General features: G+C 56.6%; 18 protein-coding genes and 1 riboswitch. Of the genes, 15 read left to right on the top strand and 3 right to left on the bottom strand.

The genetic code is table 11. The annotated features are described in order from the left end of the window. Positions 1–851 precede the first annotated feature (851 nt). Complete coding sequence (locus D3H35_RS05455; RefSeq protein WP_119148124.1) at positions 852–8,654, bottom strand: SdrD B-like domain-containing protein; 7,803 nt, start codon at positions 8,652–8,654, stop codon at positions 852–854. After that, entirely contained in the window at positions 8,651–9,319 is a 669-nt protein-coding gene (locus D3H35_RS05450) for a class D sortase (RefSeq protein WP_147355752.1), read from the bottom strand. Before D3H35_RS05450 ends, D3H35_RS05455 begins: the two co-directional genes overlap by 4 nt. A 288-nt stretch (positions 9,320–9,607) precedes the next feature. Here D3H35_RS05450 and D3H35_RS05445 point away from each other — a divergent pair, with 288 nt between their 5' ends. The 11 genes from D3H35_RS05445 to D3H35_RS05395 all read left to right on the top strand — a co-directional run bounded on the left by D3H35_RS05445 (position 9,608) and on the right by D3H35_RS05395 (position 19,295). Next, positions 9,608–10,735: a D-alanyl-D-alanine carboxypeptidase family protein gene (locus D3H35_RS05445; protein ID WP_233567783.1), complete on the top strand. Its 1,128-nt coding sequence runs from the start codon at positions 9,608–9,610 to the stop codon at positions 10,733–10,735. 172 nt (positions 10,736–10,907) lie between these two features. Then, positions 10,908–11,261, top strand: coding sequence for an anti-sigma F factor antagonist (spoIIAA, locus tag D3H35_RS05440; protein ID WP_119148122.1), 354 nt, complete (start codon positions 10,908–10,910; stop codon positions 11,259–11,261). Between the two features lie 14 nt (positions 11,262–11,275). Further along, positions 11,276–11,704 (top strand): anti-sigma F factor, encoded by a 429-nt coding sequence (spoIIAB, locus tag D3H35_RS05435; protein ID WP_119148166.1) that lies wholly within the window; start codon positions 11,276–11,278, stop codon positions 11,702–11,704. A gap of 27 nt (positions 11,705–11,731) precedes the next feature. Next, the gene (sigF, locus tag D3H35_RS05430) at positions 11,732–12,490 is read left to right on the top strand and encodes an RNA polymerase sporulation sigma factor SigF (RefSeq protein ID WP_119148121.1); all 759 of its coding nucleotides are present in this window, start codon (positions 11,732–11,734) and stop codon (positions 12,488–12,490) included. 155 nt (positions 12,491–12,645) lie between these two features. After that, on the top strand, positions 12,646–13,842 hold the full coding sequence (locus D3H35_RS05425; protein ID WP_119148120.1) for an acyltransferase: 1,197 nt from the start codon (positions 12,646–12,648) through the stop codon (positions 13,840–13,842). A 55-nt stretch (positions 13,843–13,897) separates the two neighbouring features. Next, positions 13,898–14,533: a stage V sporulation protein AA gene (locus D3H35_RS05420; RefSeq protein ID WP_119148119.1), complete on the top strand. Its 636-nt coding sequence runs from the start codon at positions 13,898–13,900 to the stop codon at positions 14,531–14,533. Then, on the top strand, positions 14,526–14,951 hold the full coding sequence (locus D3H35_RS05415) for a stage V sporulation protein AB (RefSeq protein ID WP_233567778.1): 426 nt from the start codon (positions 14,526–14,528) through the stop codon (positions 14,949–14,951). The genes D3H35_RS05420 and D3H35_RS05415 overlap by 8 nt, the downstream gene beginning before the upstream one ends. 15 nt (positions 14,952–14,966) lie before the next feature. Then, complete coding sequence (locus D3H35_RS05410) at positions 14,967–16,586, top strand: spore germination protein (RefSeq protein ID WP_119148117.1); 1,620 nt, start codon at positions 14,967–14,969, stop codon at positions 16,584–16,586. Positions 16,587–16,684: 98 nt separating this feature from the next. Continuing rightward, complete coding sequence (gene lysA / locus D3H35_RS05405; RefSeq protein ID WP_119148116.1) at positions 16,685–18,016, top strand: diaminopimelate decarboxylase; 1,332 nt, start codon at positions 16,685–16,687, stop codon at positions 18,014–18,016. Between the two features lie 69 nt (positions 18,017–18,085). Then, positions 18,086–18,520 carry a peptidylprolyl isomerase gene (locus D3H35_RS05400; RefSeq protein WP_119148115.1) on the top strand — a complete coding sequence of 145 codons (435 nt, stop codon included), beginning with the start codon at positions 18,086–18,088 and terminating at the stop codon, positions 18,518–18,520. Between the two features lie 211 nt (positions 18,521–18,731). Further along, positions 18,732–19,295, top strand: coding sequence for a GNAT family N-acetyltransferase (locus D3H35_RS05395; protein WP_158593961.1), 564 nt, complete (start codon positions 18,732–18,734; stop codon positions 19,293–19,295). Positions 19,296–19,526: 231 nt separating this feature from the next. On the opposite strand, the gene D3H35_RS05390 is transcribed toward D3H35_RS05395, so the two are convergent. After that, positions 19,527–21,011 carry a methyl-accepting chemotaxis protein gene (locus D3H35_RS05390; RefSeq protein WP_119148113.1) on the bottom strand — a complete coding sequence of 495 codons (1,485 nt, stop codon included), beginning with the start codon at positions 21,009–21,011 and terminating at the stop codon, positions 19,527–19,529. A gap of 159 nt (positions 21,012–21,170) precedes the next feature. Here D3H35_RS05390 and D3H35_RS32095 point away from each other — a divergent pair, with 159 nt between their 5' ends. The 4 genes from D3H35_RS32095 to D3H35_RS05380 form a co-directional block, all read left to right on the top strand. Further along, positions 21,171–22,025, top strand: a complete 855-nt coding sequence (locus D3H35_RS32095; protein WP_233567777.1) for a DEAD/DEAH box helicase — start codon at positions 21,171–21,173, stop codon at positions 22,023–22,025. Next, entirely contained in the window at positions 21,937–23,778 is a 1,842-nt protein-coding gene (locus D3H35_RS32090; protein ID WP_233567776.1) for a helicase-related protein, read from the top strand. The genes D3H35_RS32095 and D3H35_RS32090 overlap by 89 nt, the downstream gene beginning before the upstream one ends. After that, a complete protein-coding gene (locus tag D3H35_RS32085; protein ID WP_233567775.1) occupies positions 23,778–25,238 on the top strand; it encodes an Lhr family helicase in 1,461 nt (486 codons plus the stop codon). The genes D3H35_RS32090 and D3H35_RS32085 overlap by 1 nt, the downstream gene beginning before the upstream one ends. A 423-nt stretch (positions 25,239–25,661) precedes the next feature. Continuing rightward, positions 25,662–25,844, top strand: a riboswitch (FMN riboswitch). A 295-nt stretch (positions 25,845–26,139) separates the two neighbouring features. After that, positions 26,140–26,454 (top strand): deaminase (locus D3H35_RS05380; protein WP_411675128.1); only part of this gene is annotated, 315 nt, incomplete at its 3' end.

The raw sequence follows: 26,454 nt of genomic DNA, 5'->3' as shown, positions 1-26,454 counted from the left end.
GGAAGCGCCCCGTACCAAGTAGCCCGCTCAGAACGGGCTAATCCGCCGATGGGAAGCGCCCCGAACCAAGTAGCCCGCTCAGAGCGGGCTATTTCGCCGATGGGAAGCGCCCCGAACCAAGTAGCCCGCCCAGAACAGGCTAATTCGCCGATGGGAAGCGCCCCGAACCAAGTAGCCCGCTCAGAGTAGGCTAATCCGCCGATGGGAGGCGCGCGCCGTACCAGTAGCCCGCTCAGAGCGTGCTATTCCGCCGATGGGAAGCGCCCCGAACCAAGTAGCCCGCCCAGAACAGGCTAATCCGCCGATGGGAAGCGCCCCGAACCAAGTAGCCCGCTCAGAGCAGGCTAATCCGCGCCGATGGTAGCGCCCCGGACCAAATAGCCCGCTCAGAGCAGGCTATTTCGCCGATGGGAAGTGCGCCGTACCAAGTAGCCCGCTCAGAGCAGGCTACTCCGCCGATGGGAGGCGCGCCGTACCAAGTAGCCCGCTCAGAGCGTGCTATTCCGCCGATGGGAGCGCCCCGTGCCAAGTAGCCCGCTCAGGGCAGGCTAACCCGCGCTGATGGAAGCGCCCCGAACCAAGTAGCCCGCTAGAGACTGTTACCCCCTGCATTCCCCAGGTTACGGACGGGTCGAGTCCGGAACGGAATGTAAGGCAGCACGAGCTACGGGACAGCGGTACTTAAACAATAGTGCATGTGCCGGCGCGAGAGGATGGATGGGAATCGGTAACCGTCGAATTCGTCTAAGAACGGAGTAGACAAGTACTGGGGCGCAAACGAAAAACTGCCGAGACCTTATCGTCTCGGCAGTTCCCATTAGTTGGTTGAGGGGTGGCGGTTATGCTTCATGCTAAGCTTTGATTTTCTTGCGGGCGATGAGAAGCGCGAGCGCGCTCAGAATTAGGCCGTAGCCGAAGTACGGATAAATCGGCGCTTCCTCGCCGGTTTGCGGCAGCGATTTGCCGTCTCCGACGCCTTTGACATTGCTTCTGCCTTCATTGCTGTCCGAATCGCCTGCGACATTGGCTTTCCCTTCGGATTGGCCGCCCGTCGCTGCGCCGTTAGCGTTGCCTTTACTGCCGCTGTTGCCGCCCTTACTGCCTCCGGAGCCGGCAGGCTTGCCGCCGCCGGTACCATTGTTGCCGTCGACTTCTTTAACCGGAGGCTCGACCGGCTCGACTTTCTCAAACACGAGTCCGGCGTCAATCGTCAGGTCGCGCGCGCCCGGTGCAAGCGTAACGAGTCCGGTCAACCCGTTCTCGCCGGCGTTCGAATCGTTATCCGAATTCGTGCCTGCTGCATTAAGCTTTGAGAAAACGTAGCCGATCGGCAGCTCGAACTCGATCCGATAGTTGCCCGGCAGCAAGTTTTTGAATTCGTAGTAGCCAGGTTGTCCGTTGCTGTCGTTGTCAGTCAGAACGGATGCGATCCGCGCTCCCGATTCGTCGAGAAGGGAAACGGAGATGCCGTTCTGGCCTTTCTCTCCGACATCCTGCTTGCCGTTATTGTCGGCGTCGATCCATACAAAGTTGCCGATGGAGGAGAGAGGAGTCAGTCCCGCGTCGACCGACAAGTTCACTTGTCCCGGTTGAAGCGTAATTGTACCGGTTGCTCCGTTCTCTCCGGCGTCGGAATCTGTTTCACCGTCGGCACCTTTCTTCGACGGCGAGAAGACGTAGCCCGACGGCAGGATGAATTTCACCGAATAATCGTCCGCTTGGATGGATTCGAACAAGTAGTAGCCGGGGCGGCCGTCCTTGTCGTTAGCGGTCGTCTTCGTTAGCACGAGAGCCCCGAATCGGTTGTACAGCTCGATGGTAACTCCGTTAAGTCCTTTTTCGCCGCTGTCCTGGATGCCGTCCGCATTGGAGTCGATCCACACATAGTTGCCGAGCGTCGCGGGCGGAATCGGCGGAACGAGATGGACACCCGCATCGATGTTCAGGTTGTTCTCGCCGGGCGATAGCGTGACCGGATCGGATTCTCCTGTGTATCCGGCGTCCGAATCGATCGCCTGGTTCGCGCCAGCCCGTTTCACCGTGAACATATAGCCCGAAGGTGCCTTGAACTTCACTTTGTACGTTCCCGGAAGGAGGTTCGCGAATGAATAGTAGCCGGGAGCCCCTGCGTTGTCGGCAGTCGTAGCCGTCTGCAGCAAAGCGCCGTTCGCGTCATACAGCTCAACCTTTACTCCGTTGCGGCCGCTCTCGCCCGCATCCTGAATGCCGTTTTGGTTCGAATCGTTCCATACGTAATCGCCCAAGGCAGCCGGCAGCACGATTCCCGCGTCGACCGTCAAGTTGTCGTCTCCGGCCGTAAGCGTAACTGCGTCCGTCCAGCCGCTTGCGTCAACGTCGGAATCGGATGCTGTCGTTATGCCGGCTCCGGTTACGTGTTTCCGGGTGAATAGATAGCCGGACGGAAGATCGAATTTCACTTTGTATGCTCCCGGGAACAAGCCGGTAAACAAATAACTGCCGTCGGCCGCAGTCGTCGTTGTAACCGGAATGCCGCCGCTAAGCACAGGGCTGCCGCTGCCGTCGTACAGACTGACAAGCACGCCGGAGGCTGCCGCGTTCGTTGCTTCGCCTTCTTGCGCTCCGATAATACCGGTATCGACCCACAGTACATCGCCGAGATTGACCAGCTTGATAAGTCCTGCATCGGTATTTGCGTCATTGTCGCCTGGGGCAAGCGTGACAGCGCTGGAGACGCCTTGATTGGCGCCAGTCGTCGGATCGGCGTCTGAATCGGTCGCCGAAGTTCCGGCGCCTTTCTGCGTAAATACATAGCCTGCAGGCAGGTTGAACTTTACTTTGTAGGCGGCAGGTACAAGATTGGCGAACGTATAGTCGCCGTCGCCGTTAGTCGTCGTTGTGACATCCGCGCCTCCGGATTGAACCGGATTGCCCGCTGCGTCGAGCAGGCGTATGGTAACGCCGCCAACTCCGGACTCGCCGCCGTCTTGTATTCCGTTCAGATTGCGATCCATCCATACATGATCGCCCAGAGAAGCCAGCTTGACGATACCGGCGTCAACGTCGATTCGATGCGCGCCGGGAGCAAGGACAAGCGTATCGGTCGTTCCCGTCGCCGGGTTGACGTCTGAATCGGTCGCCGCCGTTCCGCCAGCCGAATTTTTCTTCGCGAACATATACCCTGCCGGAAGCTCGAATCGAACTTGATAGCTGCCCGGATTCAGCTTGTCGAACAAGTAGTTGCCGTTCGCGTCCGTCGTTGCTGTAACGGCTGCACCGCCGTTCAAGATGGGGGTGCCCGTCCCGTTCAGCAAATGAACCTTGACTCCGCCGTAGCCGATTTCTCCCGCGTCCTGCACGCCGTCGTCGTCCGTATCGTCCCACAGCAGATCGCCGATCGAGACGAGCTCGACGATACCGGCGTCGACGCCGATGTCGTTGTCGCCCGACTGGAGCGTGACGACTCCCGAATTTCCGCTAGCCGGATTGGCGTCGGAGTCGAGAGCTACGTTTCCTCCCGAGAGGCGAGGGGAGAAGATGTAGTAATCGCTAGGCAGCGAGAATTTCACGATATAGTCTCCCGGCCACAAATTCGTGAACGAGTATTTGCCGTCCGCGCCCGTCAGTGTGGATGCAAGAGCCGTCGTCAAGTCGCTGGACTTGTAAAGACTGATGTTGACGTTCACGATGCCGGGCTCTCCCGCATCCTGCACGCCGTCGCCGTCGCTGTCGTACCAGACGAAATCTCCAAGCGCCGCCCGGTTGACGATACCAGCATCAATCGTATTGTTCGTCTCGCCCCAGTCGAGATGGACCGGGCTTGTGACGCCGAGATTCGCTCCGGCCGCCGGATTGGCATCGGAGTCAGTCGCGGACGTTCCTTGGCCTGATGTCGTAAAGACGTAACCGGCCGGAAGCTCGCTGAACTTCACTTTGTAATCGCCGGGCAGCAAATTGATGAAGGCATACGAACCGTTCGCAGCCGTCAGCACGGGAGAAATCCCGTTGCCGTAAGCGTCAATCGTCACCGGAGTGCCGTCGGCTTTCAAAAGCTCGACTTTCACGCTGGCAACGCCGGATTCGCCGGCATTCTGAATACCGTTGCCATCCTTATCGTGCCAGACGAAATCGCCTAATCTCGCAAGCGATAAAGCGCCTGCGTCAACCGTCATATTATGATCGCCTGCAGCCAATGTGACAGCCGCAACGCCTTCGGCAGGATCGCCGGGATCGCCGGAGGGCTGCTTAACGGCGTCGGAGTCGATCGAATCGTCGGCGCCCTCGTTAAGCTTGGCGAACCAGTAGCCGGTCGGAAGCGTGAATTTTACCTGGTAATCGCCGGGCAGCAAGTGGTCGAACAAGTACTTGCCGTCCGCGCCGGTCGATAGGATAGAGATCGCCTGGCCGTATGCGTCTGCCGCTACCGGGTCGCCGTCGCTGTCGAGCAGTTGGACAGTCGCTCCGGCAATTCCGGTTTCTCCGACATCTCGCAAGCCATTGTCATTCGAATCGTGCCAGACGAAATCACCGACCGAAGCTAATTCGATTAATCCCGCGTCGATGCTCAGGTTGTCGATGGCAGGCAAAAGAGTAATTTGATCCGTCTTCGCCTTAGCCGTCGATGCAGCGGCGGGAACGTTGGCGTTCGAATCGTTCGTCGCCGCGGGAACAGTGCCCTTCGAGGTGAAGAGATAACCGTTCGGTCTGACGAATTCGACCGAGTATTTGCCGGGTACCAGATTCGCGAATTCGTAGTTGCCGTTCGCATCCGTCGCAGTCGTTGCCGCTGCTGTCGTCGTAGATACTTCGTCGTTATAAAGGTTGACCGTGACATTCGGGACGCCGCTTTCGCCCGCATCCTGCTGGCCGTTGCGGTTCTTGTCCATCCAGACGTAGTCGCCCAGCTTAACGAGCTTGACGTAGCCGGCGTCGACGGTCAGATTGGAGTCCCCTGCGGCCAGCGTATACGATCCGGTGCGCCCGTTCGTTCTGCTCGCGTCGGAGTCTACGGCATCCGTTCCGCCGGCGGCATCCTGCCTGGCGTAAGCATAGCCGCCGGTCGGCAGGTCGAACTTGACCTTATACGTTCCCGGCAGCAAATCTTCGAACAAATAGCTGCCGCTCGCGTCCGTCGACAATTCGTAGTTGATGCCGTTTCTTTTTATCGGATTGTTGGAGGAGTCGAGCAAGCTTGCTTTGACCGAAGCTATCCCCGGCTCTCCCGCATCCTGCAAGCCATTGTCGTTCAGGTCGCTCCATGCGTAATTGCCGATGGAGGCCGGAGCGGCGTAACCGGCGTCGATCGTATCGACGATCTCGCCGAGACGCAGCGTGATCGCGTCCGTGTACCCATGGGAGCTGCTCGTATTGTTATACGGATTCGAATCGATTGCCGCGTTGCCGCCTTGCTGCTTCTTCGTCAGTATTTTGCCGTCGGCAAGCTTGTCGGGAAACAACACTCTGTACTTGCCGGGCAACAATCCGGCGAATTCGTAATAGCCCGGATTTCCGCCCTTGTCGGCAGTCGTCTGCGTAGTCTGGTAAACCCAGCTTCCGGCAATCTCTTTTTCCAGCTTGACCTGCACTCCGTTAATGCCTTTGTCTGCGGCATCGTCGCTTTGCAGTCCGTTGCCGTTGACATCGTGCCAGACATAATCGCCGATAGAGCCCAGCGGGGGCAGCAGCCCGGCATCCCACTTCAAGTCGGGAGTGTGGGAGTTAAGCGCGATGACGTCGGTCAACCCGCTTGCCGGAACGACGTCGGAATCGTTGATCGGCGTGCTTCCGGCTTTGCTCTTGTCCGTCCATCCCGTAAAGGTATTGGCGGTATAGCCGCTCGGCAAGGAGGTCGGTACGATAAGCTTTACCTTGTACGAGTGCGGGAAATCAAGGTTCGGGAACATGTAGTAGCCCGGATTTCCGTCGATGTCATCACCCGTTACCGTGAAGACGTTAATTCCGAATTTTTGCACCGGGGTTACGCCGTCCGCCTCATAAAGCTCGGCTCTAACTCCGTTCAATCCCCATTCGGCGCCTTCGTTTTGCGTGCCGTCCTTATCCAAATCTACCCAGACGTAGTTGCCCAAGGAGCCCTTGTTCGCGGGAATGTTTTGAACGTGCACCCCGACCTTTGGCGGCTCGGCGGCGGCGATCGAGCTTCCGTCGATCTCCGTCGCCTGATGCGCGAAGGAGTTCCAGGCGATTTCGTCTTGATCCGTCCCTACCGGAGCAATCATCGTCCATATGATGTCGTAGGAGGCTCCGGGGCTCAATTGATAGGCGGCATCGAATAAAAATTTAATCGCCGTAACCGTCGTTAAATCGGCTGGAGGAGTCGCGGTCCAGCCGCCCGGCGTCGTCATCTTGACGGAAGCGCCTGTATTGTAATACACCGTATATACGCCGGCAACATCGGGAATCGGAGCCGTCAGCACCGTGCTCCAGGTCGATTGGCGCGCGTCGGATACGAGAACGCCTTGATCGCCTACGCGCGGCAGAACGTCCACGACCGAGATGTTTTTGACGGGAATGTTGCTTCCGTTCCTGACAGTCAGCTTATAATCGACGCGTCCGCCTTCGGTCGTGTTGGCGAGATGGGCCAAATCGCCGACTTGCCAGTCGTTGTCCAACTCGCCGCGAACTTGCTTGACCGAGTCGAGCTGGGCGACTTTGTTGACTTTCACGTACGCTTTCGAATCGATCATCTTGTCGTTGAATTGACCGTCGCCGTCCAAGTCGTCGGCGTCCGCAATTAACGGATCGAAATAATAATCGTTGATGTACGGATTAAGCGCGTTATTCGTCGTCAGGTAGGCGACGTTCTCCAGCTCATGGTTGTCGGCGGTTGGGGCCGTGTAATCCTTGAGCTTCGCTTTGAATCGAATGACGAACTTGTCGTTCTTGTTGAGCGTGGCCAGCGAGCTGAATTTCCAGAGCAGCTTCGTCGTGCCGTCGCCTTGAACGACGGGCGGATCCATAATCAATTTGTCATTGCCGGAAAATCCGGTATTAGAAGAAACCGTCCACGACGTATCGACGTATTCAAGCTCCTTCGGCAGAACGTCGACGACGATCGGATCGTAGAACGGCATCGTCGTGTAGTCGGAATTCGAGACGGCAATCTCATATTCGACGATGTTTTTGTCCTTCATCGGCTGATAGGGGCCATCGCTTACGACGCTTTTGTCGATGCGCACGAGCGGACGTATTCCCCACAGCCTTACGTTGGCGGTATAAGGGTGGGAGACGGTCGTTCCATCGAACGTATATTCCAACGTAGCCGTGTTCGTTCGCACTTGACCGGACATGGCGTCGGGAAAGTCGGGACGCAGCTTGTAAGTAAGCTGAAAGTTCGAAGATTGCCGGAACGAGATAAGAAGAGGGTCCGGAAAAACGAACTTGACGCCCGAGACCACCGTTCCTCCAGGCAAGTCCGATACTTCCAGCAGCTTGGAGGTATCGGAGGAAACGTTGCCGTCCCACAGCTGCCAGTTGCCGGGATCGGAAGCCGATTCGTAATAAACCTCGTAGGAGTGTCCTTCGTACTCGAACTTGGCCGTGTCAATCGATTTCAAGATTAAATCCGGCGGAGTCATATCGACGATGCTGGCGCCGGTCAATTCTCCGTTCGAGCGATTGCGAAGTCCGCCAATATAAAAATGAACATCCTGATCGGGCGATATTTCGCGTTCCCGCTCGTGAACCCATTTGTTCATCATGCCGCCGGGTCCTAAATCCTGAGGGAGCGTCGTAAAGCCGTGCTTGTAGACGGCAGCCAGAGAGACTTTATCGGCGATTGGATCCGTGCCTAGAGGATTGAAGACCGCCGCCGCGAGGTTGGTTACCTCGTCGTGATCCGGATCGACCACGCTGCCGAGCGGATAAGCGACCGTTACGTAATAACGCTGATCGTCGCTCAGCTTGCCGGGAGACCAGGTGACCGTGCCTCCGGTCGGCTCGCCCGAATGAACGCCTCCGGCACTGGCAGATATAAATACGGCTTCGGCGGGAAGAACGTCGGTCAGAACGACGTTCTCGATATCGACGACGCCGCGCGTGTCGCTCGATTGCTCGTTGTTGAAGAAAATCTCGTATTGCACCTTGTCGCCGATCATTGGCGTCGGTTCCGGCGACACGTGCTTTTTGGTCAGCGCCCACTTGGCTATCGCTTCCGACGTTACCGTTACGTCATTGGACGTTTCGAGCGTTACCGGAGCGCCGTCATATTGGACGACAGCAAAATGGGTTGGCGTCGTTGTCGTGTTGTTGGGAGTATCGTGATTCGGGAAATGAGCGTTCAGCTCGATCGTATAGCTGCTGCCCGAGCGCGGAGCATCCGCTCCCGTCTTGAAGTTAAAGGAGTAAGTCCGACCGGTCTTCGTATAGCCGGCCACGACGGAGGATGCCAAATAATCGTCGAATTCGACCCCGTCCGGCAGCGTCAGCTCAACCTTCAGCTTGGTGAAATCCGCTCCGTCCAGCAAGGCGGAAAAGCTGAAAGCGATCCGGTAAGTGAACACTTCGCCGGCTTTGACCGTCGTTTTCGATACGGTGAACGGCTCCAGGATAACGCCGTTCGTGCCGTCCGCATTAGCGACCGGCTTTGGCAGCCATGAAAAATTCCATAGCAGGGCGACGCTAAGGATAACAATACCCAATGATTTCAATAGTTTCATACAGATGGTTTCTCCTCTTTCTCTATCGAATTCACAAGAATTGCTTTCACGATCAGACGATGGGTCGGATTTTTCCGGGGGTGACACGTAATAAGCGTCAGTTCGGAAGTCGCGCCGTCGTTGTCCAGCACCGTCAAGTCGTCAGGGCTGACGATCGACGTGGTTGACACCTTGTACCGGGCGGGTCCCGCCGACGTCTCGACGACGATTTCGTCGCCAGCCTTCAGCTCCGCCAGCCGATTGAAATGCCGTCCGAACGTCAAGCTGCGGTGGCCGGCGAGCACGAAATTGCCCGGCTCTCCCGGCAAAGGGCCTTCGACGACTGTGCCAGCTCCTCGCTTGAGCGCCTTGGCATCCGAGCCTCGGACGATCGGCTCCTCCAGTCCGATCTTGTCGATGCGAAGGGTGCCTAGGAGCTGCAAGCCGTCGACGACGGTCCATTCGGGCCGATCGAGACGGCGGCTGTCATTCGCGGAAGCCGCCGTCGAAGCGTCTGCCGGTTGGATCGGGCGAGGCCGATTGCCGACCGTGTCGGCCCACTCGGCTAGCAGCTTCAGCTCCCGGCGATCCTGGGCGATTTCGTTTGCGCGGGGATACAGTGCGAGCACCGCTCCCGCCGCCAGCATGAACCAAATGACGATCAACGTTTTTCTGCTTTTCAGCAATGCCAATGAACCTCGCAAGCTTCTCTATCACTCTCCTTTGCCGCAAAAAACAGACTTTCTACCACCTAAAATATTAATGCGGTAAACTATCCATTTTCTGAACGGTGTCATGCATCGGATTAGGAGTCTGGAATAATTTGTTTTTCATAAGGGCACACTGATCGGAAGAAGAAACCATTGTGCCGCGCAGCGGCTTTTTTTGGAGGGAACGATTTGACGATGACATCGCACTACCGCAGGCTGTCGCTAGGCTGCATCGCTGCGGCCATGGCCGCAGCGCTCGTATGGATGCCGGCAGCCGCAACGGCCGCCGAAGAGAAGAAATCGGTCAAGCCGGCTACCGATATGGCCGCCAACGCCCGATCCGCGATTCTCATGGACGCGGACAGCGGAACGGTGATCTACGAGAAGAACAGTACCGAAGCGCTGCCGCCCGCCAGCATTACGAAGATTATGACGATGCTGCTCGTCATGGAAGCGCTGGACCAGGGTCGCCTCAAGCTGACGGATAAAGTGCAGACAAGCGAATACGCGGCATCCATGGGAGGCTCGCAAATCTTTCTGGAGACAGGCGAAGAAATGACCGTCGACGATATGCTCAAGGGAGTCGCGATGGCTTCGGGCAACGATGCTTCGGTCGCGCTCGCCGAGAAGCTGGCCGGAAGCGAGGACGAGTTCGTCAAGATGATGAACGCCAAGGCGGAGCAGCTAGGCATGAAGAACACGAAATTCGCGAACTGCAACGGACTCCCGGCGGCAGGCCACGTCTCCTCTGCGAAGGATATCGCAATCATGTCCCGAGAACTGCTCAAGTACGACCGAACGACCAAATATACGGGGCTGTACCAGGACTATTTGCGCAAGGACAGCCCGAAGCCGTTCTGGCTTGTGAACACGAACAAGCTCGTCCGGTTTTATACCGGGGCGGACGGCTTGAAGACCGGCTTTACTAGCGAAGCGAAATTTTGTTTGTCGGCGACTGCCCGCCGCGACAATCTGCGCTTGATCGCAGTCGTCATGGGCGAACCGAACACGAAGACGCGCAATGCGGAAGTGTCGCATTTGTTCGATTATGCATTCTCGCAATTCACGAATGTGCCGATTTTCAAAAAAGGCGAAACAATCGGCACGCTTAACGTTGAAAAAGGCAAGACGAACAAGGTGGAGCTCGTCGCGAAGCATCCTTACAGCGTGCTGCTGCGCAAAGGAGACGCGGGCAAGGGCATTCGCCACGAGCTGGCGATTTCCGATCTGAAAGCGCCTATCCGGGCCGGTCAGCCGATCGGCAAGCTGATCGTATATCGCGGCAACGAGGTTCTGACGGAATTCGCTCTCGAAGCTCCGGCGGACGTCGCGCGCGCGGGCTGGTGGAAGCTGTTCAAGAGATCGGCAGGCAAGCTGTTCCTCGCCGATTAACGCAATCTTCAGGCGGCCCGACGTATTCTCGTCGCCGCCTGTTTGCCGTATTTTGTCGGGGACAATCGTCTAGCTTCTAGTTTTGTCGGAGGGCAGGAAAGCTCCGGTCGCCCGTAGAAATCATGGGAACGACGAACTGCAGTCGTGAGCGATCGACGAGGGGGAAAGTAGCATGAGCTTGCAAGTCGAGTTGGAGCAGCATCGGAATGTATTGATCGTTCGTCTGAAAGGAGAATTGGATCACCACTCCGCGGATGTCGTCCGGTTCAAGATGGAAGATGCGATTCTGAGAGGAAGATGCGACCACGTCGTCCTCAGCCTGAAGGACCTTCAGTTCATGGACAGCTCGGGCCTTGGAGTCATATTGGGGCGGTACAAGCTCGTCAAGAGCCGCGGCGGCAAAATGGTCGTCTGCGACGCGCACGCGAGCGTGAAACGGCTGTTCGAGCTGTCGGGCTTGTTCAAAATTTTGTCTCTCTACGAAACGGAGCGAACGGCAATCGCCAGTCTGGAGGTGGTCTCGTGAGCGGATCCAATTTCATGAAGCTTTCTTTCGCGGCGCGCTCGGAGAACGAGAGCTTCGCCCGTATCGTCGTCGCTTCCTTCGTCTCTCAGCTCGATCCGACGCTCGATCAGCTCGACGAGATGAAGACGGTCGTCTCCGAAGCGGTGACGAACGCGATTATTCATGGCTACGACGGCTCCGCGAACGGCGTCGTGACGCTGGAAGCGGAAATCGACGGGGATACGGTATCGCTGTCGATTTCCGATCAAGGCCGCGGAATCGAGGATTTGGACTTGGCGCGCCAGCCGCTCTTTACATCGCGTCCGGAGCTGGAGCGTTCCGGCATGGGCTTTACGATTATGGAAAATTTCATGGATGAATTCGAGGTGGACAGCGCGCCCGGCGGAGGTACGCGTCTTCGGATGAAAAAGCGAATCGAGTCCAAAAAAGCGTTGTTCAACTAAAATTACCTCGCGGCAGGGGTTGAAGGAATGGACCTGGAATGGAAACGAACGTCGCCGCCCGCTTTTCTGGACGATTCGGAGGTGAAGCGGCTCATTGCGCTTAGCCAATCCGGAGACACGACGGCGCGCGATTCGCTCGTGAACAGCAATATACGGCTCGTCTGGTCCGTCGTCGGACGGTTCGCGAACCGGGGCTACGACAGCGACGATCTGTTTCAGATCGGCTGCATCGGCTTGCTCAAGTCGGTCGACAAATTCGATCTGTCCTACGATGTCAAATTTTCCACCTATGCGGTTCCCATGATCATCGGGGAAATTCAGCGGTTTTTGCGCGACGACGGGACGCTCAAGGTCAGCCGTTCATTGAAGGAAATGGCTAACCGGGTACGGAAGGTAAAGGACGAGCTATCGAAGCGGCTAGGCCGGCTGCCGACGATTGGGGAAGTGGCGGAGGAGCTCGGCGTTACACCCGAGGAAATCGTCTTCGCCCAAGAGGCGAACAAGCCTCCGGCTTCCATCCACGAGACCGTCTTCGAGAACGACGGCGATCCGATCACGCTGATGGATCAAATCGCGGACGATTCGCAGGAGCGGTGGTTCGACAAGCTTGCGCTTACCGAAGCGATCCAAGGGCTTAGCGAGCGCGAGCGGCTCATCGTCTATTTGCGCTACTTTCGGGATCAGACGCAGTCGGAGGTCGCCGGCCGTCTCGGAATTTCGCAAGTGCAAGTCAGCCGGCTGGAGAAAAAAATATTGCAAAATATTAAAGATCAGATCGCCCAATAGCGGTCTATAGCAGGATGTTCCTCGACAAACCTCCGTTGCCTTTCATAGGCCGGGGGTTTGTTTACATAATGGCGGATGTTTTTTTATTCTCCGTTAACACAGTATGAAAATAATGGAGTTAACGAAGGAGAATAGAGACGAAGAGAGGAGCGGCCATGGCAACGATACCGAAAGACGAGAATGGGAAAATTCCGGAGCTTCAGCTTGTGCGGGCTATGGCGATCATATGTGTGCTAAGCGTTCATGCGAGCGCTTCCGCTACGGTAGCGATGAAGGAGTCGGGCTACTACTATTTTTACAATTTCATTAACATTTTCATGAAAATCGGAACGCCGACGTTCATTCTGTTAAGCAGCTTTGTCTTGTTCTATTCCTACTATTCCCGTCCGATCGATATCAAGCTTATCGCGGGCTTTTACAAGAAAAGGCTGCTTTACATTATGATCCCGTACGTCGTTTTCTCAGCCGTTTATTTTCTATTGACCCAGAGATACGGCCATCATCCCATCCTTTCGCGCGAGTCCCTGCTATTGTTCGGACAGAAGCTCATTGCGGGGAAGGCGTTCGCTCACCTTTATTTTGTATTCATCAGCATTCAATTCTACCTGCTGTTTCCTCTGCTGCTGGCGGCCGTCCAGCGCTGGAAAGCTATCGCTAGGTGGCTTGTTCCGCTCGGCTTCGCCGTCCAATGGGGGTTCGTGCTTCTGAACAAGTATGCATGGCAGGTTCCTGACAAGGGCAGCTGGTCTTTGTCCTATTTCTCCTTCTTCATGCTGGGGGCCGCGATGGGCATCTATTATCCGAAAATAAAGAACGGGCTTTTGAACCGCAATAATCAAAAAAGAAAAGTTCGAGCCTATCGCATCGGATGGTCGGTCATTTGGTCGGTCTGGCTTATGTTGTCGATGGCTCACGTGACGATCTACTTCAATGCCCGTTCATACGGAACGAGGTACGATTCGTTATGGTACGAGCTATTGTGGAATTTTCAGTGCGTCTTTGCCGCTTTGGCGCTGTTTCAGGCTGCGTTTTTTATTCAAAAATATTGGCCCGGCTTCGTATCGAGGCCCCTCCACCGTCTCGGCCAGTACTCCTTCGGCATTTACTTGATTCATTTGCTCTTCCTCCTCTTCTACGACCGGTACATGCCTGGTTTCGGCATCTCCTGGCCGTCCCATTTCCGCTATTTGGGCAGCTGGCTTGTCATGCTCGGAGCGTCCTGGGCGACGGTTGAGCTTGCGGCCCGTTTCGTTCCGTTCGCTTGGATCGGTTTCGGCAATTTGCCTCGTTCGGCAGAAGCCTCCCGCCATTTTCCTCAAACCCCGACTATTCAACCCCATTCCGTCCCATAATAACCGGAAAGCGCACAGCGCGGCCAATCGCGCGGAGGGAGGCAAGCTTCGCCCGATGCCATCCGTTGTTTACGTTCGTCTGCGCCGAAGAGTCGTCGCCCGTCCCGAATCGCTCGTCACGCTCGGAGACGTTGCAAGGCTGGTGACGGACGAAGCGGCGGAACGACGCCTCAAGGGACTTCCCATTCATCAAATCGCAAGCAAGGACGGCAGCTTGCTGCTAATCGACATGCTGCAGGTCGTGAAGGCCATTCGCGAAGCGGAGCCTGGCATTACGATCGAAGTGTTCGGGGAGCCCCACGTGCTGCTCGAAATTACGCCTTCGGGCGACGAAGTCAAACCCCGTCTGGCGCTCCTGGCGCTGGCGTGGGTTTTGCTGTTCTTCGGCTCGGGAATGGCAATCATGAACTTTCACGCCGACGTCGATATGGCAGTCGTGCAGCAGCGGATCGCGGAGCTCATTACGGGAAAAAAGGCGGTTCATCCGTGGCTGTTTCAAATTCCGTATTCGTTCGGCGTCGGGCTCGGCATGCTGCTTTTTTTCAACCGTCTCCTGCGAAAGCGGCTGAACGACGAGCCTAATCCGCTTGAAGTCGAAATGTTCATGTATCAGGAAAACGTCAATCATTACGTCATTACCGAGGAATACCGCAAAAAGCATGAAGAGGAGGCGAACAAGCCTCGTGCATGAGTGGTTGTCGGGCGGATTGCTCGCCGTCATCGGTATTGCCGGGGGATTCACGGTCGGAAGCGCGTTTATTGCGCTGCTCATCATGCTCGACCTGATCCCGAGGCTCGTGCAGCTTACAAGAGCTTACCGGAAATCCGTCGTCTTCGAATCGAGCATCCTGCTCGGGACGCTCTTCTGGAGCTCGGCGGATTTGTTCGATTGGAAAGCGGCTCTTCCGGCGTTCGTGCTGCTCGCTCCCGCTGTCTTTCACGGCTTGTTCGTCGGCATGTTCGCCGCGGCGTTGACGGAAGTGCTGAACGTCATTCCGATCGTATCGAAGCGGCTGAAGCTGCAGCCTTACTTGTTCACGCTGCTCGTCGCAATGGTGCTCGGGAAGGTGGTCGGCTCGCTTTTCGATTGGCTATGGGTACATCACTAGCTTGGGAGGGACAACATGGAAACGACCGAACACGGCAGCATGGATTTGAACCGACGCGACGATTTCTTATCGTCCTTGGACAAAGGCGACGACGAGGAGAAGTTCCGTTCTTCCGGCGAAGGGAAGCGGGGGGAGGAGCGGAAGCGGTCTGCGAAGATCAGCGAAAGCGACGAAATTCCCGACGAAATCGACGAATGGAAAAAGCGGCTGAAGCCCGCGCTTGGTCTGGATGCCAGCTTCGATGTGCAGGTCCGGGAAATGACGTTCGGAGAGAGGCGCACCGCGATACTGTTTTTTAGCGTTTTCGCCAAAGACAGCGCTCTGACCGAAATTTTGAAGCGGCTTACTTATTTGCAGCCGGACAACTTGTCGCACGATGCGCTTGAAGCTTTTTTCGAAGAATACGTTCCCGCGATTCAGATTAAGCGATCCTCTTCGTTCAAAGAGATGATCGACGAAGTTCTGATGGGCAATACGGCGTTGTATGTCGACGGGGTGCCGGCCGTGCTGCTGATCGACGCCAAAACTTATCCGGCGCGCATGCCGGATCAGCCGACATTGGAGAAAGTCGTCCGAGGGAGCCGCGACGGATTCGTCGAGACGCTGCTTATGAACGTAGCTCTCATTCGCAGAAGGCTTCGGGATCCGAAGGTCCGGTTCGAAATGATGAAGGTAGGCGAGCGAACCCAGACCGACGTGACGATCGGCTACATCGAAGATATTGCCGATCCGAAGCTGGTCGAATCCGTCCGCGACAAGATCAAGGCGATTCAAGTGGACGGCATACCGCTTGCCGACAAGCAGCTTGAGGAGCTGACCGTTCACAAAGGAATGAGCCAATGGAGCCCGTTCCCGCTCGTCCGATATACCGAACGACCGGACGTCGTGGCGGCGCAGCTGCTGGATGGAAGCATTACGGTTATTGTCGATACTTCGCCCAGCGCGATTCTGCTTCCGACGACGTATTTCGATTTGGTACAGCATGCGGAAGAAAATCGGCAAAATCCGTTCATGGGAACTTATTTGCGCTGGGTTCGGTTTCTAGGCATTGCGGCATCCATGTTCCTCATGCCCATATGGTTTCTATATGCGCAAAATCCGGAATTGCGTCCGCCCTGGCTCTGGTTCGTCGGAGCGCAGAAAACCGGCCAATTGCCGATGATCGTACAGTTTCTGATCGCCGAAATCGGCGTCGATCTGCTGCGGCTAGCCGCCGTTCACACGCCTGCGCCGCTCGTAACGGCCATGACGCTGCTGTCCGCCATTTTGATCGGAGATATCGCCGTCAAGACGGGATTGTTCGTCAACGAGGTCATCCTGTACATGTCCGTATCGGCCATCGGAATGTTCGCGACGCCAAGCTATGAGCTTGGATTGGCCAACCGGATCGTTCGGCTCGTTCTGTTGCTGGCCGCGTGGTTTTTTCAGGTGCCGGGCATTGTCATCGGGTCGACTTTCATCGTGCTGTTCCTTGCTCTGGAGCGCTCCTTCAACGCTCCGTATTTGTGGCCCTTCATTCCTTTTAACGGAAAAGCGCTGCTGTCCATCATCTTGCGCAAACCGATGCCTACCAACAAATCGAGGCCATCCATTAACCGTCCGCAAATCGACGACAAGCAGCCAAATCGATCTTAAAAAGACGACGAATGCAAAAGTTTTGGCATTTCCTCCATTTCCGTGAGCGCCGATATCGGCTATACTCAGTCTAAAATGCGCAAAAGGGGAACTAGCCAATGTATTTGCATGGAACAAGCAAAATTAACGCTAAAGGTCATTTGGAAATCGGAGGATGCGACGTTACCGATCTCGCCAAGGAATTCGGAACTCCTCTATATATCGTCGACGAGGCGCTCGTTCGCGGACGCGCTCAGGAATTCATGAGCGCATTCCGCCAGACGGGCTTGCGCTTCCAGGTCGCTTACGCCTCCAAGGCATTCTGCGTCATGGCGATGTGCCGCGTTGCCGAAGAGGAAGGCATGAGCCTTGACGTCGTTTCCGACGGCGAGCTTTACACGGCTCTGAAAGCCGGCTTCCCGGCCGACCGTATTCACTTCCACGGCAACAACAAGACGCCGGAGGAAATCAACATGGCGCTCGACGCCAACATCGGCTGCTTCGTCGTCGACAACTTCAACGAGCTGCACCTTCTGAACGCGCTGGCCGCCGACAAAGGCAAAACCGTTAACGTCCTGCTTCGCATCACGCCGGGAGTCGAGGCTCATACGCACGATTACATCTCCACCGGCCAACAGGATTCCAAGTTCGGCTTCGACCTGGGCAACGGCACGGCGTTCCGCGCCGTCGAGACGACGCTCGGTCTTGCGAACTTGAACATTCTCGGCGTTCATTCCCATATCGGCTCGCAAATTTTCGAAGTGGAAGGGTTCCGCATGGCCGTTGAAAAAGTGGCCGCTTTCGCCGTCGAAATCCGCGAGAAGCTCGGCCGCACGTTTACCGTCCTCAACTTGGGCGGCGGTTACGGCATTCGTTACGTTGAGGGCGACAAGCCGCTTCCGCTGGGCGTCTACGTGAACGCCATCGCCGACGCCGTCAAGTCCGTCTGCGCCGACGCGAACTTCCCGTTGCCGGAAGTATGGATCGAGCCGGGCCGCAGCATCGTAGGCGACGCCGGTACGACCTTGTACACGGTAGGCACGAGCAAAGACATTCCCGGCGTGCGCAAATATATCGCCGTTGACGGCGGCATGACCGACAACCCGCGCCCGGCGCTGTACGAATCGAAGTACGAAGCGGTGCTCGCCAACCGTGCGAACGATTCCCTCGAGGAAGTCGTCTCCGTCGCCGGCAAATGCTGCGAAAGCGGCGACATGCTGATCTGGGATTTGAATCTGCCTAAAGTAGAGTCCGGAGATCTGCTCGCCGTGTTCTGCACCGGCGCATACAATTACGCAATGGCCAGCAACTACAACCGGATCCGCCGCCCTGCTGTCGTCTTCGTGAAGGATGGCCAGGCCGATCTGGTCGTAGCTCGCGAATCGTACGACAACATCGTCGGCAACGACTTGTTGCCCGCTCGTTTGCGTAAGGAACCCGTTTCGAAGTAAACTGGAAAGCGAGCATGTTTACGCGTGCTCGCTTTTTCACGTACATATGCCAAAGAAAGAGGGATAACTATGAGCAAGCAAGCGGTAATCAAATTAGCGAACGGCAACGAGGTCGTTGTGGAGCTGTTCGATAAAGACGCTCCTAACACGGTAGCCAACTTCGAGAAGCTGGCCAACACCGGTTTTTACGACAACCTGTCGTTCCATCGCGTCATTCCGGGCTTCGTCGCGCAAGGCGGTTGCCCGAACGGCAACGGCACGGGAGGCCCCGGCTACGAGATCGATTGCGAAATCAATCCGAACAAGCATGAGCGCGGCGCGCTTGCCATGGCTCATCGCGGCAAAAACACGGGCGGCAGCCAGTTTTACATCGTGTACGCGCCTCAGCCGCATCTGGACGGCGTTCATACCGTATTCGGCAAAGTCGTCTCCGGTATGGAGCATGTCGACCAATTCAAAGGCGGCGACAAATTCGAATCGATCAAAGTATCGGAAACGGTGTAATTCAATGACCTCGTCCCCTCTAGAAGCTGTTTTTGTTAGTGCGGTTCGACAAATGCGAGTATAGAGGTAGGAATATAGGTATATTGAATCCCCTTTCAAGGTGATTCTTAAGAATCAATTGCTCGACAATGACTTTCGGAAAATCCCTTTCATTCGTATGATAGTAATGGGGCGAACGGTCCCGACTATCATGCGAAGGGAGGGATTTTTAATGTACAAGAGGGTGATTGGCCCGCAGGATCAATCTCAATTTGACAGCATCTGGCAAGAGGCATGGCTCGAAAAAGGATTTGAGCTCGAACCATCGAACGAGGAATCGCATCGATTGCTCATTCTCGACGATGAGACGGCGGTCGGAACGGTCGAGTTCAAGCGCTATATTCCGGGTTACGCCTCGATTGATCAGGTAGCTCCTTTTCAAGCTTCGATTTTGTTACGCGAATCACCCGACGCCGTCATGGAAGTCGACAAGGTGGCGATCTTGAAGGCGCATAGAGGAAAGCACATCGGCAAAATGCTGACCGCAATGACGCTGTTCGCGGAGCAGGAGGGCATACGCTATTTCGTATCTCTGCTCGACCCGGTGTTCTATCGTGCGCTCAAGGTATCGTTCCGCATTCCGATCGACTGCGTTTCGGAGGATCGTCCATATTACAAAGGGGCTCGCGTCGTTCCGGCTATTTTGCATGTCCACGATGTCTATGGCAACAAAGAGCGGTATCCTTGGCTGGTGCCGTCGCATGAGTTCGGACAAACGGAGAAGGTTGCGATTTAATAGGGGATTTCTCTTCGCGGTACCACTATCCCCTTGCCTCAGAAACTCCATCTCGCTTCTTTTTTCGTGCGTTTCTGAACGAAAGGGATAGTGGTATGAGTTGTAAAAAGGACACGTATTTCATGAGAATAATCCTGTTCGCAGAAAAAACCGCCGGGGCTGCCTAAAGCCCTGACGGTTTTTTTGCGCGGTCGGCGATTCGGTTTCGGCGGGTATAGCCGGCAAGCTTCGTTATGCACTTTCCTTGCGCAGCTTGTTCAATTCGCCGATCAGCAGATCGAGCCTCTCGTAATGGCCGACGATGTCGCGGATGTGCGAGTCCTGATTGCCAAGACTGGCGCTTACTTCGGCAACGGAAGATAAGTTCTGCCGCGTCTGGGAGGCGATCATCATTACTTCATCGGCGATGTGCGCGTACTCCGAACGCAGGCGGTCGACCGATGCGCGCACGAATTCGGATTGCTCGCTGACGATGACGTTGTTTTCCCCGATGACGGCAAGCGTGCGTGCCAGATGGTGCGTCATGCCGATTCCCGAGGAGACGGTCGCTTGCCCGGCATCGATCTGCAAGGCAAGCTCCTTGACCTTGACGTTGATGGAGCCGAGAATGCGCGAAATCGCTTCGGTCGCTTGCTTCGCATGCTCGGCCAGCTTCCGGACTTCGCCGGATACGACCGCGAATCCTTTGCCGTGCTCGCCTGCGCGCGCGGCTTCTATGCTGGCGTTGAGAGCGAGCAGGTTGGTCTGATTGGAAATGTCGCCGATCGTGGAGACGATGGTGCCGATATGCCGATTTTGCTCGGTTAATTCGCCCATGAGCTTAACCGTCCCGGCCATCATATCGTCCATCCGCTTCATCTCTTCCGACAGCGAATGCATGTCCGATTTGCTCGAGTCGGTCAGCTCCGATGTCCGGTTCGCCTTATGCTGCAGCTTGTCGTAACCTGCGTAGACGTCCGTTACGACCTCGTCGACCGATTGGATCGAATCGTTGATGCTCTCGATCGTCGACGTCTGGCTCTCGATCGTGGCGGCGATTTCTCCGAACGATTGCGTCATTTCGCGGGAGATCGCTTCCGTTCCGGTCATGTTGCTCTTCAGCCGTCCGCTCACTTCCTGGAGAGTGCCGATGGAGTCGCCGATGTTGTGCAGGAGCGCTTCGGTCTTTTCTTTCGCTTGCAGCGCGAGCTTTTCGTTCTTTAGCACGCTTTGCTGCAATTGCTCGGCGAATCGGGTGGAAAAGAACAGCGCCGCGATGACGAGAATGAGGTACAAGTACAAGTAAGAGAGATCCTGTCTGGGAAACACATGCTCGCGGAAAAAGGGATCGGAGTAGAAATACGTGGTGATGAGTATGCCTTGCAAGCCTGAAAAGAGAATCGGACGGTAATTCATGTACAGCGTCATGACGGCGAGGTTCATGTACACGAGAAAATAAGTGCCGGGAACGGGATCGGTGTCTCCGTTAATGAGCAGAAAGGTGACAACCGAGATAATGGTCGGCACGACGTACATGACGTACCCGCTGCCGATTTCCTTGTACGCCATGATTGTCGCGATCGCGCAGGTGACGGCTCCGACGACGGCCAACGTCATAATAATGTTGAAGCTTGCTCCGATCATCAGGTCGGACGCGATGCCGAGCGCGAGCATCGCCCACAAAATGCGGGCAAACAATTTGTTACGCTTGACGAGGACGGCGGTTGATTCGTTCATAGTTCGTCATTAGTCCACCTTTCGGCGTTAGGGATATTTTCTTTATCATATATGATTATCGGTAAGTTGACGATAAAAAAAGAGACCGTTTTACTCGGATTGGGGCAAAAGTCAAGTTGTGGTATGCTTTAGGCATCAAAACGAGAGGGAGCCGGTGCTTTGACGACGTTGAAGAGCCTGTCGTTTCATCCCGTTGTAAGCGAATGGTTCTCGGAATCGTTCGGAGAACCGACGGACGTTCAGCTTCAAGCCTGGAGTGCGGCCATGGACGGACGGCATACGCTCATTGCCGCACCGACGGGGTCGGGCAAGACGCTCGCCGCGCTTCTTCCGTGTCTGGACAAGCTTGTACGGGCGAAGCTGGAGAAGTCCGATGAAGCGGGAGCTGCCGCAGGATGGCATCCGGGCGTTCGAATTTTATATATTACGCCTCTTAGAGCTCTAAACAACGACATTCTCCACCATGTTGCCCGCTTTACCGAAGAGCTGGACGGCAGGGCGGCGAGAAGCGGCCGGCCTTGGCCGGGCGTTCGCTGCGCCGTGCGGACGGGCGACACGAGCTCCGCCGCTCGCGCTTCGATGCTGAAGCGGCCGCCGGACGTGCTCGTGACGACCCCCGAGTCGTTGTATATTTTGCTGACGTCGCAAAAAGGGAGCGCCATGCTCGGCACCGTCCGGCATGTAATCGTCGATGAAATTCACGACATGGCTGCGGATAAGCGCGGCTCCCATCTCACGCTGTCGCTCGAGAGGCTCGAATGGGTGTGCAGGCGGCCTGTTCAAAGAATCGGCGTGTCTGCGACGCAAAAAGCCCTTGGAACGAGTCGCCCGATTTCTGGGAGGCTGGGAGCCTTCCGGCGAGCGGGGAGGCACGGAACACCCGCTCGGTTATTTTCCGCGTGCGGTAACCGTTGTCGAGAGCGCGATGGAAAAGGCGCTGAGCGTATCCGTAACGATGCCCGACCCGAGCAGAGTCGCATCGTCCCGCGAGCAAGTGTGGCTCCCGCTGCTTGACCGAATCGTGGAGCTTATGGAGGGATGCCGTTCCGTTCTGTTGTTCGTAGGCAGCCGCAGGCTTTGCGAGCGGCTTTGCTTGCGGCTGAACGATCATGTCGGCTACGAGATGTCCCGCACCCATCACGGCAGCATGTCCCGGGAAAGACGGCTGGAGGTCGAACGGCTGCTGAAAGCCGGAGAGCTGCGCTGCATTGTCGCCACCTCGTCGCTGGAGCTCGGCATCGATGTCGGACACGTCGATCTCGTCATTCAGATCGATTCCCCGATTTCGGCCGCTTCCGGCATTCAGCGAATCGGCCGCGCCGGTCACGCGGTCGGGGAAACGAGCCGAGGCGTTATTTTGTCGCGGCAAAAAGGAAACTTGCCGGAAATCGCCGTGCTAAGCCGGCAAATCGCCGCGCGGGATATCGAGGAAATACGCGTCCCTCGCCAGGCGATGGACGTGCTCTCCCAGCAAATCGTGGCGATGGCGGCAATGAACGATTGGAGCCTTGCCGAGCTGTATGGTCTGATTGTGCGGAGCGACAGCTATTTCGACTTGCCTCGCGAAAGGCTGGAAGAGCTTCTGCAAGTGCTGTCCGGCTTTTATCCGTTTGCGCGCCCGCTGCTCGAATGGGATCGAGAGGATGGGACGGTCCGCAGGAAAGGCGGCGCTTCCGCGATGGCTGCGATCGTGGGCGCGGGTACGATTCCGCAAAGCGGCGGCTATCCGGTACATCATCTTGACAGCCGAGTCCACCTCGGAGAGCTCGACGAAGAGTTTATTCAGGAGAGCCGGGTTGGCGATGTGTTCCAGCTTGGGACGAGCTCATGGATAATTCGCGACATCCGAAAGGACCGCGTCTACGTCAGCGAAGCGGCGAACCGGTTCAGCGAGGTTCCTTTTTGGCGCAATGAATCGGGATCGCGTTCTTATGAATTGGGCGCAAGGATCGGCGCATTTTTACGGGAAATGACGGATCGGCTGGCGTCCGGCCATTCGGTGACGGAGGATAATACCCGCTCTGTCGAAGAGGAGATCATGAGCTTTCTTGCGGAACGGTACGGGATGGACGCCGACTCCGCGGATCTGCTCATCGGGACGATCCGTTCGCAGAGTCAAGCCAGCGAGCTGCCGACGGACCGTCGCATCGTAATCGAGACGTACAAGGACTTGACGAACCAGACGCACGTTATCGTGCTGAATCATTTTGGCCGCCGGGTCAATCGGGCTTGGCAGCTTGCGATCGAGCGCCAGTTCGAGCAGCTGCTGCCGTACCGGATGTATGGGAACGCCAAGGACGACGGCATCGAATTCGTGCTGCCGGAATGGGATGCGTCGTGGCTGCGGACGATCAGCCAGGTGACGCCTTCGAACGTGGAGAGTCTGCTGACGGAGGCGATCGCAGGTTCCCCGTTTCTCGCGGTCGCGTTCCGACGAATCGCCGAGACGGCGCTGCTCCTTTCTCGCAGCTTTACTCGAACTCCTCTCTGGCAGCAGCGCCTTCGAAGCGAAGAGCTGCTGCGCGACGCGATGCCGTACGCGGAACGGTTCCCCTATTTGCGGGAAGCGATGAAGGTATGTCTGTACGAATATTTGGACTGCGATCGTCTCAAGCGAGTGCTGGAAAACATTCGCGACGGCGAGATAGAGGTCGTCGTGCGGGAAACCGGACATCCTTCTCCGTTCGCATCCAAATTTTTGGCGGATTACGTGAATATGCGGATTTACGAGGAGACGGCATCGACGAAACGCTCAAGCTTCAATTGATGAGCGTCAGCAAGGAGCTGGCACAGCAGCTTTTCGGGGCCGACTCCGCCCGGAGCGCCGTGCCGTCGACGATCGTCGACGAGGAAAGCCGCCGGCTCGCCGAGCCGGATAGGGCGCTTGAGCGCGCGGAAGATTTGGTGCCGCTGCTGAAAGGTCGTGGCGACATGACCGCAGCCGAAATAAGCAAGCTGGCGGGAGCCGGCGCTCTGGAATGGCTGGAGCTTATGCATGAACGAGGCCGCCTCACTCCTCTCGATATTGCGGGAGATGGCGAGCTTCGCTGGATTTGCGCCGATGAAAGAGAGCTTTACGAGCATTTTCCGAGTTCGGCGGACTCCGTATCGTTCATCGTCGGCCGCTACGCGGACAATCGTCTCTCTTTTACCGAACCTGAGCTGTGCGAACGTTATCCGGTCTTAACCTTGGCCGAGGCCACTCGGATAGCCAACGAGCTGATTTCGCAGGATCGGCTGCAAAGATCGCCTCACGCCGCCGACGATCAAGAGCGCATCTGGACGAGCTCGAAGGTAGCATCGCGGTTGATTCGGCTCTCCGTCGGACAAGCCCGGCGGCAGACCGAGCCGGTCGATCCGGTACGATGGTGCGGCCATATCGCTCTGTTGCAGCACGCGCTGCAAGGCAGCCAGCAGCAAGGCTATGACGGACTGCGCACGGTTATCGCTGCGCTGCAGGGGTTGTTCGCACCATTGTCCCAGTGGGAGACGATTCTGTTTCCTTCCCGTTTATCCGCCTATCGCAAAGAGGATCTGGACTTGCTGTGCGGTTCCGGAGAAGTGATCTGGATCGGTCGCAAGGAAGATGGCGACAAGGAAGGGAAAGTCGCCTTTTTCCTGGCGGAGTCCAAGGAACTGCTCGCTCCGTTCATTCAAGCGATTCATAAGGCGGATACTCCGACCAAGCATCCGGGCTTGCTGCGCAAGCTGAAGGAAGAGGGAGCGAGCTTCCTCACCAAGCTTAGCAGGGAAGAAGGCAAGCCTCCTTCCGAGGTTCTGGCCGATTTGCTCGATCTCGTATGGGAAGGAAGAGCGTCCAACGATCAATTCGCGCCTCTTCGTCTCTCGTTGCATGCCAAAGGCGGCAAGAGCTCCTCGAAATTCGGGTCGGGCTTCGGAAGATGGTACTGGATCGGCGAGCTTGACGAGCCCCGTTCATCCGGATCCGGTGGAGGAAAGCAAGAGGACGTACTTGGCCGGTCGGCCGTTCAATGGGCGGGCCATCTTATGAAAAGCTTCGGCATGATCAATAAAGAGCTCGTCAAGCTGACTCCGTTCTCATGGGATGCGATATACCCCGTTCTCATCAGGCTGGAGGAGTGGGGGACATTAACCCGAGGCGCCTATTTGCGCGGAGAAGCGTCCCTTCAATTCTCGACGAAGGAATCGGCGGATTCGATGCGGCAGCCGCTGCCGGAACTTGGCAGGTGGCGCTTACCGTCTTGAGCTCGGTCGATCCTGCGAATCCCTATGGATTGGCAGCCGACTGGCCTCATTCCGCACACAAGGAAAAGTATTCGAGAAAACCAGGCAACTATTTGGTTTTGTACGGCGGGACGATGGCTTTACTGGATCGAAAATAACGGAAAAAGGATTTTTTCGGGCAGCCGCCGACGATGCGGAGAATGCCGAAGACTCGGGAGCGGCATTATTGAAAAATGTGCTCTACGTCATGCTTCGCAGGCAAAAAAAGGCCAAAATCGTCATCGACGAATGGAACGGTTCTCCCGTGCTTGAGACCGATACAGGGAATCGCTGCTAGAGCTTGGCGCCGAACGCGACATGAAATCGCTCGTTTTCTGGGCCCATTGATTCGACGGTCGGAATTGCAATTTTCCTCGTCGGGTGGTAAACTAACTTTCAATTAGCAGCTTACTTTCGGGCGGGGTGTAATTCCCCCCGGCGGTGATCGGCGCGGCGCGGACGACAATCGTTCGCGTGCCGCCGTCAGTCCGTGACCCGTCTGTCTCCTTCGATCGAATCGCGGAGACGGCGGTGGACCCGGTGCAATTCCGGGACCGACAGTGACAGTCTGGATGGGAGAAGGAAGCGCAGCGCGGCCTTGCCGCGTCACGTACGCATCTTGGCGCATACCCTAGACGAGAAGTAGAACGCTTTGATTTGTTCTTTTTTTCACAACGTCGGATTGCGCCCAGGACTCGGCTGTTCGGTCGATTTACGACTAGACTCCGGTTCTGTTAGCGATGCCGTTCGTGCCGCGAATGTAGAGGCTTTTTTATCGCTGTGCCTACATGTCCCCGTTAGCGTCTTGCGCTTGCGGGACTTTTTGTTGTTTTCCGAAGAGTCGATAAGAAGGAAGGAGGCGAAGCATGGAACTGCTAAAACGATGAGTATTACATGCGTCTCGCCTTGCAGTTGGCGAATGGGCTTCCGGTCAAACCGGCGTCAAACCCCGTCGTCGGGGTGCGTCGTCGTCAAAGACCGGCCGCATTCTAGGCATGGGGGCGCATCTAAAAGAGGTGAGGCGCATGCCGAAGTCCATGCGCTTAATATGGCAGGCAAGGATGCCGAAGGCGCGACAGCCTATGTGACGCTTGAGCCGTGCAGCCATCACGGCAGGACGCCGCCTTGCTGCGACAGGCTTATCGCCGAGAAGGTGGCAAGAGTCGTCGTGGCGACGACGGACCCGAATCGTCTCGTG

This window comes from Cohnella faecalis, assembly GCF_003570905.1.
In the GTDB taxonomy this organism is placed as follows: domain Bacteria; phylum Bacillota; class Bacilli; order Paenibacillales; family Paenibacillaceae; genus Cohnella; species Cohnella faecalis.
This window is presented reverse-complemented; position numbering and strand designations above follow the sequence as displayed.

Coding starts and splice junctions, on each gene's coding strand:
- D3H35_RS32090 (WP_233567776.1), top strand. CDS start 21,937: ATGGAAAAGGCGCTGAGCGTATCCGTAACGATGCCCGACCCGAGCAGA.
- sigF (WP_119148121.1), top strand. CDS start 11,732: ATGGACCTGGAATGGAAACGAACGTCGCCGCCCGCTTTTCTGGACGAT.
- lysA (WP_119148116.1), top strand. CDS start 16,685: ATGTATTTGCATGGAACAAGCAAAATTAACGCTAAAGGTCATTTGGAA.
- D3H35_RS05420 (WP_119148119.1), top strand. CDS start 13,898: ATGCCATCCGTTGTTTACGTTCGTCTGCGCCGAAGAGTCGTCGCCCGT.
- D3H35_RS05445 (WP_233567783.1), top strand. CDS start 9,608: ATGCCGGCAGCCGCAACGGCCGCCGAAGAGAAGAAATCGGTCAAGCCG.
- D3H35_RS05400 (WP_119148115.1), top strand. CDS start 18,086: ATGAGCAAGCAAGCGGTAATCAAATTAGCGAACGGCAACGAGGTCGTT.
- D3H35_RS05395 (WP_158593961.1), top strand. CDS start 18,732: ATGTACAAGAGGGTGATTGGCCCGCAGGATCAATCTCAATTTGACAGC.
- D3H35_RS32085 (WP_233567775.1), top strand. CDS start 23,778: ATGAGCGTCAGCAAGGAGCTGGCACAGCAGCTTTTCGGGGCCGACTCC.
- D3H35_RS05425 (WP_119148120.1), top strand. CDS start 12,646: ATGGCAACGATACCGAAAGACGAGAATGGGAAAATTCCGGAGCTTCAG.
- spoIIAB (WP_119148166.1), top strand. CDS start 11,276: ATGAAGCTTTCTTTCGCGGCGCGCTCGGAGAACGAGAGCTTCGCCCGT.
- D3H35_RS05455 (WP_119148124.1), bottom strand. CDS start 8,654: ATGAAACTATTGAAATCATTGGGTATTGTTATCCTTAGCGTCGCCCTG.
- spoIIAA (WP_119148122.1), top strand. CDS start 10,908: ATGAGCTTGCAAGTCGAGTTGGAGCAGCATCGGAATGTATTGATCGTT.
- D3H35_RS05410 (WP_119148117.1), top strand. CDS start 14,967: ATGGAAACGACCGAACACGGCAGCATGGATTTGAACCGACGCGACGAT.
- D3H35_RS05390 (WP_119148113.1), bottom strand. CDS start 21,011: ATGAACGAATCAACCGCCGTCCTCGTCAAGCGTAACAAATTGTTTGCC.